The following is a 12,233-nucleotide window of genomic DNA, read 5'->3' on the forward strand; positions in this document are numbered from 1 at the left end:
AAAGATCCGGCTTTTTGGAAAAAATACTCGCATTTTTTCCGGGAACGGTTATCTTAACCATAAAGGATCTGAGAGGGACACCATGATCGAGAAAATCACGTTTTTGCTGTTTGCGGCGGCGGCTCTGATCGCTTCGGGAGGAGAGACGGCGACGGTGCTCCGTGACTTCCGCGACGCCGCCGGTTTCTCACTCAATGCGGCAGTCGGTTCCGTGAGCGGCGATGGAACGATTCTGCGGATCGATACGACCGGACGCGATGAAGCGTGGACTCCGGTATTCCGCACTCGGCCCGGCGTGCTGAAACCGGGAACCGATTATGTGGCGACATTTCAATACCGGATCGATTCGCCCGACATGGAGAAGAAGTTTCTCCATTTTCTCTGCCGTCCGTTCTCCCGTCCCGATTCGGCACTCGACACCATGCGCCGGAATGAGGGGCGCTCGGAGAAGTTCCGGCCGGTCAAGATCAAATTCCGCACGGGAACCCGGGCGGACGATTACGCATTTCAGATCCACACGTTCCGCAAACTCAAGGGGGAGATCATGGATTTTACGCTTGCCGAGGGAACCGGAGAAGTCTATCTGGCGGCGACGCCGGACACGAAACCGTTCACCGGGAGTCTCGGAAAACTGCCGACCGGGGCGAAAGAATTCACGATCGAGCCGCCGGACAATCCCGGCGGAACAGTCGTCGACGCCGCGGAATTCGGCGTCTCGCCGGAGAATCCGGACAACATCCCCGCGTTGAACCGCGCACTCGAACACTGCCGCGAGATCGGGGCGGCCCGCCTCACGGTCAGGCCGGGGGTTTACCGCATGACTTCCGATGTTCCGCTCCGCTTCCGGGGGATGCGCGACTTCGTCTTCGACGGCGGCGGAGCGACGTTCATCTGGCTCAAGAAGCGGCAGCCGAACTTTCTTGTGGAACAGTGTGAACGGCTTGTGTTGCGCAACTTCAACATGGACTGGGAGTGGAAAAAAGATCCGCTCGCCAGTCTCGTCGAGGTCGCGGCAGTCACGCCGGAGAGTGTCGACTTCAAGTTCGTCGAGTACGAAACGTTTCCGCGCCGGGATGTGCGCGTCGCGATCGTGAGCAGCTACGATCCCGCGACGAAATCGGTCGGAATCGAGGGCGGATTCGACCGCGGATTCGAGTTCTACGCGGGACAGAACCGGCCGAAAACCGAATGGCTCTCCGGAAATCTCCTGCGGGTATATGCGCACGACCTCGGCCGGTTCCGGCCGGGACAGCTCTTCCGGATGCAGCACTATTACTATGATATGGGCGGCTTTGCTCTGACAGACAACCGTCACCTCACGATCGAGGACGTCAACATTTTCTCCTGCGCCGGACATGCGTTTGTGGTCAGCGGCACGCAGCAGTTCTGGGAGTTCCGGCGGGTCAACATCGCCGCGCCGAAAGGAGTTCCACGCCGGGTCATCACCTGCACGGCCGACCACTGCCACATCGCGCGGTCACGCGGATTCTTCCGCATGGAGGAGTGCGAATTCAGCCTCGGCGCGGACGACTGCCTGAATGCACACGACTGTTCCGGTTACGCGGAAAAATCCGGAACGCATTCGGTCCGCACCCGGAACATGCGCGCGATCGATACCTATCCGCCCGGCACGCCGGTCGAACTGCGTCACGGTGATTACTCCCCGTCGGGATTCCGTTCCACCGTGGTCTCGACCCGGACGATCGACAACGGAAAGGGAATCCATGAAATCACGTTCCGTGATCCGGTTCCGGAGCCGATCGATGACGGCTTCATCCTCTTCAACTGGAATTACGACACGCGCAACATCATCGTGCGGAACTGCTTTTTCCACGACAACCGTGCGCGCGGCATCCTGCTGCTCGGGCGGGATATCACGCTGGAAAACAACCGCTTCCGCCACAATGAGATGGGAGCGATCAAGATCGAAACCGGCTACACGTTCAACGTCTGGAGCGAGGGTTACGGCGCGGACAACATCGTCGTGCGCAACAACACGTTCGACAGCGTGAATCCGCGCGACGTCGCCAACGACGGCAAGGCGCGCGACATCTACATGGGGGTCTACATGAAGACCGATCCGTCGACCGAGCGGACGCGCTACCCGATTCTCTCGAACATTCTGTTTGAAAACAACCGTTTCCGGGACAGTTTCGGACTCGTGGCATTCATCAGTTCCGCGGGGAACGTCACATTCCGCGACAACACGTTCGAGAATCCGACGCCGCGGCGCGATCCCCTGCCCTACCGGGCGGCGTTCTTCGTAACGAGCGCGTCGGACGTGAAGATCGTGAACAACCGCTACATCGCCTCCCCGAACGTGCCGAATCCCGGCGTATTCTACGACCCGGAATCGGTGGAAAACATCGTTGCGGCGGGCAATATCGTCATACCAGAGAAATAAATCCGGGAGAACCGACACACTATGGATATTCTTTTTTCGACCGAGCGCATCGCCGAACGCATTGCCGCGATGGGAAACGAGATCACCGAATTCTACCGTGACAGACCGCTGACCGTCATCGCGCTGATGAATGGCGGAATCTGCTTCGCCGCCGACCTGTCGCGCGCGATCGCTCTGCCGATCTGGCTCGACTCGATCGGGGTCGCAAGCTACGCGAACCGGACGAGCACCGGGACTCTCGATTTCCGTTCGACGCTGAAACTCGATCCGAAAGGGCGGGAGATTCTGCTCCTCGATGAAGTGCTCGACACCGGCACGACCCTGAAGCACGTCAGCGAGAAACTCCGCGCACTCGGCGCCGCCGGCGTACACACCGCCGTGATGGTTGAAAAGGAGATTCCGCGTCCAAATGGACTCGCGCACGCCGACTGGGCCGGCTTCCTCTGTCCGCAGCGTTACCTCGTCGGCTACGGCCTCGACGCGGACGAGCGCTACCGCAATCTGCCGTACATCGCCGCGATCGACTGAGGCCGGAGGGGGGGGGCAAACTTGCATTCTGCGTTCCGAACGTGTATATTACATAATTTGAGCAATTATGCCCGGGAAGGAGCGCATCAAGGTGCTGATCACCGTACCATTGAATTTTCAACTGAAAGAGCCGCTGCCGCTCGATTGCGGACGAGTGCTCAAACAGGTGAACATCCGTTACGAGACCGTCGGTACGCTGACTCCGGAAGCGGACAATGCGGTATTGATTACGCACGCCCTTTCCGGAAACGCACACGTCTGCGGACGCTACACGCCGGAGGACCCCAAGCCGGGCTGGTGGGATGAGATGGTCGGCCCCGGCAAGGCGATCGACACGGACCGCTACTTCGTGATCTGCAGCAATGTCATCGGCAGCTGCGCCGGATCGACCGGACCGCGCTCGATCGATCCGGATACGGGAAATCCCTACAATCTCACGTTCCCGGTCATCACGATCCGGGACATGGTCCGCGCCCAGAAACAGCTCGTCGAACACCTCGGCATCAAGCGGCTGCTCGCGGTCGTCGGCGGATCGATGGGGGGAATGCAGGCGCTCGAATGGGCGATCAACTACCCGGACATGGTCGACGGCGTCGTTCCGATCGCGACGACGTCGCAGCTCTCGCCGCAGAGTATCGCGTTCGACTGGGTCGGCCGTGAGGCGATCAAGAACGATCCGCGCTGGAACGAGGGGAACTACTCGCCCGACCGGGTGCCGGAGGGGGGACTTGCGACCGCGCGCATGCTCGCGCACATCACCTACCTCTCGGACGAATCGATGAGCCGCAAATTCGGACGGGAACTTCAGGATGCCGACAGTTACAGCTTCGATTTCCAGCGCGACTTCGCGGTCGAGAGTTATCTTGAGCATCAGGGGCGGCGGTTTGTCGAACTCTTCGATGCGAACAGCTATTTTTACATCACGCGGGCGATGGATTACTTCGATATGGCCAATCGCAGCGGCGGAGATCTCGCCAAAACGTTCGCGAAAGCGAAAGCGGCGTTTCTGGTCATCTCGTTTTCGAGCGACTGGCTCTTCCCGACGGCGGAATCGCGCAAAATCGTGTACGCCCTGCTGAAAAACCGGCTGAACGTCTCGTTCTGTGAAATCAAATCGGGGTACGGGCACGATGCGTTCCTGCTGGAGGTTGATGCGCTCGGGCGGATGGTCCGTGATTTTCTGAGAAACTGTCAGGAGGCGCGCCGTGGGTAAGCATTTTCACTCCGAACTCCGAAACCGCCCCGACCTCGCGGTCATTGCGGAACTGGTCGATCCCGGACACCGGGTGCTCGATCTCGGCTGCGGGGACGGCAGTTTTCTCAAGATGCTCAAACACGAGCGTGGCGCGAAAGTCCTCGGCATGGAGATCGATCAGGATCTCATCGCGGAGTGCATCGCCAACGGCGTGCCGGTCGTGCAGAGCGATCTCGATGCGGAACTGGATTTTGCCGAAGACAATTCGTTCGACCTCGTGATTCTGAGCCAGACGATCCAGCAGATGCGCCGTCCCGACCAGTTGATGCGGAAGATCGTCCGGGTCGGAAAACTCGCGGCGGTGAGTTTCATCAACTTCGGCTACTTCTCCTGCCGGATGCAGCTCATGCTGACCGGGGCGATGCCGCGCACGAAAGAGATTCCGTACCAGTGGTACAACACGCCGAACATCCACCTCGGAACGATCAAGGATTTCCGACGGTTGTGCAGACATCTGGGGATCAAGGTCATTCAGGAAATTCCGATCGGGCACTCTTTCCCGCTGCTGACCCGCCACTGGCCGAATCTCTTTGCGGTCGGCTGCGTGTTTCTGCTTGAAAAAGAGTAATTCCGTCACCGTCGCCAAACACGATTGGAGAAACCATGTCGAAACTCAACAAGCCCCGTCTGATCGCCGTGGCCGCCGGTTGCGGCATGCTGGCCGCGGCCGCCGCGTCACCACTCCCCGAACTCACCGCAGAGAAACGGCAGAGCCATCTGGAAGAGCTGTTCCGCCATCTCGACTCCGCCCGCTTCGGCACGGAATACGCCGCGGCATTGCGGAACAGCGACATGCAGACCCTCATCCGAACCGTCGCGCGATATTTCCGGGAACGGCCGCAGGATCCCGGGAGTGCAGAGACCGGCCGCGGATACAACGCCGACCGGGCGGAGCGGGCCGTTCGCGGCGAAATGCTGGAAGTCAACATTCCATGGACATTTCCGGACGGGCGCATCCGGTATCTCTTCGATCCGACCGCGATCCACGGCCCGGTCAACCACGAGTGGCTGTGGCAGTTGAACCGTCACAGCTTCTGGAATGACATGGCGAACGCCTATGCGGCAACCGGAGACGAAAAATACGCGCGCGCATTCAATATCCAGCTTCGCGACTGGATCGCCCAGACCGACTGCCCCCCGAACTGGAATGCCCCGGGCAGCGCCTGGCGCACGATTGAAGCGGGATTGCGGCTGATGGGCTCCTGGCCGGCAGCATTCGACCGGTTCCGCCATTCGCCGGAGTTCACCGATGAGAATCTCTGCCTGATGCTCGCGTCGATGCACCGACAGGCCGTGCATCTGCTCGAACACCCGACCGGCGGCAACTGGCTGCTGATGGAGATGAACGGAGTCTATACATTCGCCACGCTCTTTCCGGAGTTCTCCGACGCGGAGATGTTCCGGCGAAAATCGGCCCGGACCCTTTCGGATGCGTTGCGCGGACAGATCCTGCCGGACGGGATGCACGACGAACTTTCGCCTGACTATCACAGTGTGGTTTTCACCTGCGGCAGCCAGATGTTCCGGCTCGCGCAGCTGCATCACCGGACGGGGGAGCTGCCGCCGGACTTCGCGCCGCTGCTCGAAAAGGCGGCGGAGGCGTATCTCGCGCTTGCGACACCGGGATTCACGCAGCCGCGCACGAACGACTGTTTCACGCTGCGCACGGACACGCTGCTCGGGAAAGCGTCCCGGCTCTTCCCCGAACGGCGGGATTTTCAGTGGGGGGCAAGCCGCCGCGCCGCCGGGATGCCGCCGCAGGGAGAGACCGCCTCGCGTTTCCTGCCGTGGGCGGGATTTGCCGCCATGCGTTCCGACTGGGGGGCGGAAGCGGCCTATCTCTGCTTCGACGTCGGGTCGCTCGGGATGGGACATCAGCACCAGGACAAACTCAACATCAACCTCTATCTGGGCAACGAGGAGTTGATCTTCGACGACGGCGGCGGACAGTACGAGGAGTCGGCCGCCCGGCGTTACGGAATCTCAGCGGCGGATCACAACACGATCCTGGTCGACGGGAATCCGCAGAGCCGTCGCGGCCCGAAGAAGCTCGAAGAGCCGACCGACGCCAGCTGGGTGTCTACGCCGGAATTCGATTACGCGCGAGGGAGTTACGATGCGGAGTTCGGGCAGGACCGTCCGGCGGTGCACAGACGCGAGGTGCGGTTCTGCAAACCCGATTTCTTCTGCGTCGTCGACACGCTGACACCGCGGGACAATGCGGCCCACGACTATGAGCTGCTGTTTCATCTCGACACGTTGAAAACCGTTGCAGTTCCGGAGTTTCCGGGGGCGGTGAAGTCCGATTTCGGGCGGAAATACGATGTGCTGATCGTGCCGCTGTTCCCGGAAGAGCTGACCGTCTCGACCGCCTCGGGGCAGACGGAGCCGCGCATGGCGGGCTGGTACGTCGGACGCAACGAGGCGCGGCTGCATCCGGCGACGACCGTCACGATGAAAGCGGCGGGGAAGCGGGAGTTCCGTTTTGCGACACTGCTGTTTCCGCTTCGGAAAAACGATGAACTGCCGGTGGTGAAACGGTTGTCGGAGAAGCAATTCCGCATCTCTTTCCGCGGCCGCGAACAGGCCCTCGACCTCGACCGGTTGAACACGGCGATGGAACAGGTCGGGGCAGATGCCCGGCCGGCCGGAGAAAAACGCTAAGATTTCCGGAAGAAAAACGTCTTATCTCCGGAAAGACTCTGAAGCAGAAACTCGAACAGCAGCAGTCACGGAGCGGAAAATGAATCAGCCCGGCCAGCGGAAAATCGGCGGAACATTCGGAACTTGTGCGGAGATCCTCCGGCGGAACTTGAAGCGGCTGGAAATGCCGAATCGGAAATCCGTCACTCCCGCCGTCTTTCGCAAAACGGGCGCCGCACTGTTTCTGCTGTCGGCGCTGTTGATCCAGCCGCTGCTCCTCGGCGGCGCGGAAAAGGTGGTTCTGATCGGCGAGAAAACACCGGTCGACCAGCTGACCGCCGCGCTCTCCTCCGATCCGGAGATCGAACTGCTGGAACGGCTCGAGATCGATATCGTCCTCCGGGAACACCACCTCGACGCCCTGAACGGGGCCATTCTGCAACGGCTGTTTCCCCACGCCGACCTGATCGCGCTCCTCTCGGCCAGCCATCTCGAACTGTTCCACGCGAAAACCGGGGCAAAACTGCTGAGCCGGAGTCTGGATATGCGGCAGGCTCCGCGATGGATCGCCGAGGCGGCAAAGAAACGTGCCGCTCCGGACGCCCGGATTCTCTCCATTGCATTCGTCGACATCATCGATGTTCCGTCGGCGGAGCACGACAGAATCGCGGCTCTGCTTCTCGAACTTCAGGAGCGTCTGGTCAACGCGGAAAAGATCCTGTTACTGGAACGCGACCATCTCTCCGCGATTCAGGAGGAACGGACGCTCACCGGGGAAATCCATCCGGTTCTGCCGTCGGAAACACAGATTCGATGCGAATTCCGTCAGGGCTCCGACGCCCGGGAGATCACACTGGAACTGCGCCTCATCTCCGCGGACGGCAACGAGCTGCTTGACCGTGTCTTTCCCGATCTCCGGACGATGGAACCGATTGCCGCAGAAATCTGCAATGCCCTGCACACCCCGAGTTCCGAAGTGCCGTTTTCCGCCGAAGCCGAGGCGAAACGGTATTTTGACGAATATTATGCGCTGCTGCGCCGCTCGCCGAATCTGAACTCCAATCTGCCGCCGCACACCCCGGAGATGCGGAGAGTGATCACCGCCATGCGGGTGCTCGACCCGGAAAATCCGCGTTACCGCTACGAAGAGATCTTTTTTCAGCTCGGAGAATACGCGCGTTTCGGCCTGTCCTGGCAGGAACGGATCGCAATTCTGAATCGTTTTGTCCGGGACGCGGAAGCGTTCCTGAAACGATATCCGAAGTGGGAGTTCCCGAAACGGGAAGCGGGCTTCACCCTCCATCCGACCGGACTGCTCAGCCCGATTTATACCCTCTTCAACTATGAACAGCGCGTCACACCCTCCCCGGAGGAAGCCGCCGAGCTGAACCGCCTGACGGACGAGATCCGCGCCATGCACCTCATGCTTTACCGGAAACATTCTCCCGGCGACAGGGAGTCGATCTCTGAACAGGAGGGGGCGATCCGTTACGGCATCGATCTTCTGCCGCATTTCGACGCGGTCAAGGCGATGCGCCTCGCCTGGCAGGCCGATCTGGACGAACTCGCTCTCTTCCGGAAACACGCCGACAAGCCGGGAAAATTCGTCAGACTCGGGGAGTGGTACTTCCCCGGCCCGTTCATGGAAGCCCGCGGAATCTGGAACCGGCGCGGGGCGTGGGAGTGTGCCCGCGAGCTTCTGAACACCCGCCTCCCGGAAATGGAGGAGGCGATGAAAGTGCTTCCCGCGTCGAAATATGAAGCCCATCTCGCCGAACTGAAATTTCTGCGTGAGTACCTTAACAGCGACGGTTCGCTGGAGACGTTCAAACGAATCTTCCGGGCGAGGATCCGCCATGCCGTCGAGCATTTGAATTTCCGCCCCTCCCCGCGAACCTCTTACGGCGGTCTGCTGGAAACGGCGGCCAGGGATTATTTCGGGCTGCGCGAATCGGAACTGGGCGGATTCATCATGGAGTGTCCGTGGGAGTGCCTGAAAGAGTTCGGACATTCGCTGTCCCGTGAGGACAGGGCGATTGTCGCCGTCCAGCAGTCTACAGACGAAGAACTTCTGCAATATGCGCCCGAGATCCGGCGTCTCGCATACCGGGGCATCTGCCGGAACGATCTGGGAAATTCGCTTCAGATGCTGGGGAGCTCGCTCCATCAACGTCTTGAAACAGACCCTTTGAGGGAAATCGCATATCGGACGACAACGGGGAATTTGCTCCATCAACATCCCGACCGGCTGGTTTGGGAAGCGACACTCGCCGAACTCAACGGAGCGTTCGCGATCCGCTCCATTCCGCTGCCGGGGGCGGGGTGGGAGATGGGGAGTCTTTTCGCCGACGGGAAATATTATACGCTCCGGCAGGCGCATGGAAACAAAGCCATTCTCTACCAATGGGATCCATCGACGGGACGGGCGGAAAAGCTGCTGGAGACGGAGCTCCCCGTTTCCCGGCCGCACGCGGTGCTGTATCTGGCGGGGAAGCGTCTCTGGTGCGGCGGCCGCCGGTGGCTCGGCTGTTTCGACCTCGAATCGCGCCGGTGGAAACTCTTCACGGAACTTCCGGGGGAGGAGATCCATGCACTGACCGTCACGAACACCCGGATCTTCTATCTCTGCGGGGCGTGCAACCGTGGCAATTCGATTCCGCTCTCGCTGCACTCCTGCGATCCGGAGGGGGGAGACAGGCGAACCATCTGGGACGCGCGGAGTTCCCGTCCGGAGCTGAAAACCGGGACAACGGGTGAAGTCTCGGGCTTTTTTCCCGGCCGCGACGGATTGCTCTATTTCACGATCGACGACTGGAAGCAAGCGCTGCTGCTGGCATTGGATCCGAAAACCGAAAGCATCCGCCGGATTCGCCGTTTCCCGTCGGCGGCGGGCTATTTCCTGCTCCGCCGCAGCGGCGACCTGCTGCTGGGGGAGGACGGCACCTATTTCGGCAGCGCCTTTTACACGCTTCCCGGCGACGACCCCGCGGCGGAACCGCTCCGGCTTCTCGCGCAGGACGCCTCCGACAAGCGGGCGGCCCGCTGCCGAATCCCGGGTTATCACGCGATTCAACATCCGGCGGTACTGAGGAAAAACCGGTGGCTCTGCAGCGCCGGGGATTTCGGGTGCTGGATTCTGGATCTGGAGAATCCGGAGGAGTCCCCGCTTCTGCTGCTGCCGGAAGTCTCGAACGTATTTTACGACGAAGCGCGCGACGCGCTCTACTATCCGGCCCGCCGGCTTCCCCGCATCTATGAGGTGAAATTCAAATAATGTCTCCCGTCAGAGACAGATTCGATGACAGGCCGATCATTTATGGAGCACAATCAAACTGATGGAATGACCTCTGCCTGTTTCGTACATCTCCCTGTGCCATAACAGGTATTTCCCATTTAATGCTGCGATGTGATCAACTCAAAAACTTTTTTCATAAAAGGATCTTTTCCGGTCAAAAAAGAGGACAGATCGTCTCCGACTTCCAGATTGTGATATTCGACGAGCTGTTCGGGTGTTAATTTCACCGGAACCTCTACCCGCACGTGCGCACAATCTTCCGGAACGCGGCAGTTGGAAAAATCCGTCCAGACATTGGTGCGGATAATCAATTTCGAATGAGGAAGCGAAAAAAGAATCGATGCTTTCCCCTGGCCGATGTCACGCGGATTGTCAAAGCCGACCGAAGTGATCTTTTCAGATCGTCGTGCCAACGCGGCTAGATTTCCGGCGGAAGAGTAGACATCCTGCACCAGCAGATATACCGGTAATGATTCCGGAAACAGACACTCGCCACTGATTGGAGGATAAGTCTCTTTCGTGGCAAGAAAGGATGCTCCACCGAGACACGCCAATGAAAGCGGGAAATAGTTCAGACTGACTGTCTCCAGTTCTTTCGGGGAAAGCTGCTCGTCGGTTTTGGAAAATTGCCGACGGGCGATAAAGTGCAACACGTCCGGATTGTCGTTGACCGCATAGATCAACAGATCGTTTTCCCGTCCGGTCTGGAGCAGTGCCAACAGTTTGGTCCAGGCCCAATCGGAACCGCCGGGATTGTTGCGGATATCGATGACGGCGGCTTTAACCTCCTGTTCGGAGACCTCTTCTCGAATCCGGGAGAGATAGAAATCCAGTCGGGATTTTTCCATCTCGGGAATCCGAATATAGAGTACCTGATGTTCCGGAAGATAACAGACCGTCGGCGGAAGACATCCGGCGGAAACTTTCGGTTTTTCCATCCGGATCGTTTCGGGAGCGTCCGGCTTTAAAAGAATCGTCTTTTGTTTCCCTGCATGCTCAAAAGTCAATGCGACAGATTCCGACTGCCATTCCGGCAGACAACAGTAGAAATCATCTCCGATGCTATCGTGATTTCCAAAGAAACATTTTCGATCCCAATCAAAATCAGACAAGGCATCCTGAACCCGCGCAAGAACTTCTCCGACCGGTTTTCCGTTCACTGCCAGCAGACGCATCCCTCGAAGATATCGCTTCGAACCGATCAAAAGATCGTGTTTCAAGTAATAATTTCCCCGGCAGTAAACCAATGGAACACGAGGACGTTCAGGCGAGGATTGCCACAAACAGCGCTTCAGAAAATAACTGACAGGAATCGCTTCCGGAACAACCAGATAACCGTTTTCGACAATTTCCGACAACGCGTTTTCCGGGTTGTCGAGATACGCCACAAGATCGTTGGCGATCCACAGATGATTTCCCTTGCAGGCCTGCAGGGCGGCTTCCACCAGTGCGGCGTAATCCACAAGAGAATGAATTTCCGAAATTCTACGCCGGTAAACGGCAAGTTTTTCAGAAAGGTTCAGATGATACAAATATCGGTTCGGGACTGTACGTGGACTGAACTTTTCAATCATTTCAGCAAGGTAGTCGAAATCCGCATACAACTGTTCCCGGGTCGGTTCCGGCATCACGGTTCCAAGGTCGACAACCCGGGTAAAAAAACGGGAATTCAGCGGAGAATAAACCATAAAATCAGCCTGACGCCCGGCAAAATCACATCTCACACAGAAAATCGTTTCCCCGTCCCGAAAACGATGAAATTCCCGTACATGCAAAATCCGATAATTCCGGCCATATTCCCGGCGGACACGAAACGTTTGATCGGAAGGATGTTTATACCAGTAATACAAATCACCGTCACTGAGTTGAAGAACCGCCTCCGCGTTTCCTTCAATCAGCGCGGAAATCAACTTCTCCGCCCGACCGGGCATGCCATCTGCGGCCTGCGCGGACAAACATAGACAGATGACAGAAACAAACCAGTTCATCAGTTTCATTAATTGTTCCCCGGAAAAAAACAAAAGAAAATTCTTCACTGCCGTCCCATACATCTTTGAAATTGTCATTTTTGTCCTCCTGTTTGAGCTTGCGTTGATTGTTTTTTTAAA

7 protein-coding genes are annotated in these 12,233 nt (G+C 58.6%); 6 read left to right on the forward strand and 1 reads right to left on the reverse strand.

Features of this window, described 5'->3' with window-relative positions; translation table 11 throughout:
- Positions 1-82: 82 nt before the first annotated feature.
- From Q0J85_RS06015 to Q0J85_RS06040, 6 genes are all read left to right on the forward strand, one after another.
- A complete protein-coding gene (locus Q0J85_RS06015; protein WP_294479160.1) occupies positions 83-2,404 on the forward strand; it encodes a right-handed parallel beta-helix repeat-containing protein in 2,322 nt (773 codons plus the stop codon).
- Positions 2,405-2,425: 21 nt separating this feature from the next.
- The gene (locus Q0J85_RS06020; RefSeq protein ID WP_294479164.1) at positions 2,426-2,932 is read left to right on the forward strand and encodes a phosphoribosyltransferase; all 507 of its coding nucleotides are present in this window, start codon (positions 2,426-2,428) and stop codon (positions 2,930-2,932) included.
- Positions 2,933-3,023: 91 nt separating this feature from the next.
- On the forward strand, positions 3,024-4,145 hold the full coding sequence (locus Q0J85_RS06025; RefSeq protein ID WP_294479165.1) for a homoserine O-acetyltransferase: 1,122 nt from the start codon (positions 3,024-3,026) through the stop codon (positions 4,143-4,145).
- The gene (gene metW / locus Q0J85_RS06030) at positions 4,138-4,755 is read left to right on the forward strand and encodes a methionine biosynthesis protein MetW (protein WP_294479167.1); all 618 of its coding nucleotides are present in this window, start codon (positions 4,138-4,140) and stop codon (positions 4,753-4,755) included. Before Q0J85_RS06025 ends, metW begins: the two co-directional genes overlap by 8 nt.
- Positions 4,756-4,790: 35 nt before the next feature.
- Positions 4,791-6,851 carry an alginate lyase family protein gene (locus Q0J85_RS06035; protein ID WP_294479168.1) on the forward strand — a complete coding sequence of 687 codons (2,061 nt, stop codon included), beginning with the start codon at positions 4,791-4,793 and terminating at the stop codon, positions 6,849-6,851.
- A 79-nt stretch (positions 6,852-6,930) separates the two neighbouring features.
- On the forward strand, positions 6,931-10,104 hold the full coding sequence (locus Q0J85_RS06040; protein ID WP_294479170.1) for a hypothetical protein: 3,174 nt from the start codon (positions 6,931-6,933) through the stop codon (positions 10,102-10,104).
- A gap of 119 nt (positions 10,105-10,223) precedes the next feature.
- Here Q0J85_RS06040 and Q0J85_RS06045 read toward each other — a convergent pair whose 3' ends face one another.
- A complete protein-coding gene (locus Q0J85_RS06045) occupies positions 10,224-12,191 on the reverse strand; it encodes a S41 family peptidase (protein ID WP_294479171.1) in 1,968 nt (655 codons plus the stop codon).
- Between the last annotated feature and the right edge of the window lie 42 nt (positions 12,192-12,233).

The organism is uncultured Victivallis sp. (assembly GCA_944389935.1).
In the GTDB taxonomy this organism is placed as follows: domain Bacteria; phylum Verrucomicrobiota; class Lentisphaeria; order Victivallales; family Victivallaceae; genus Victivallis.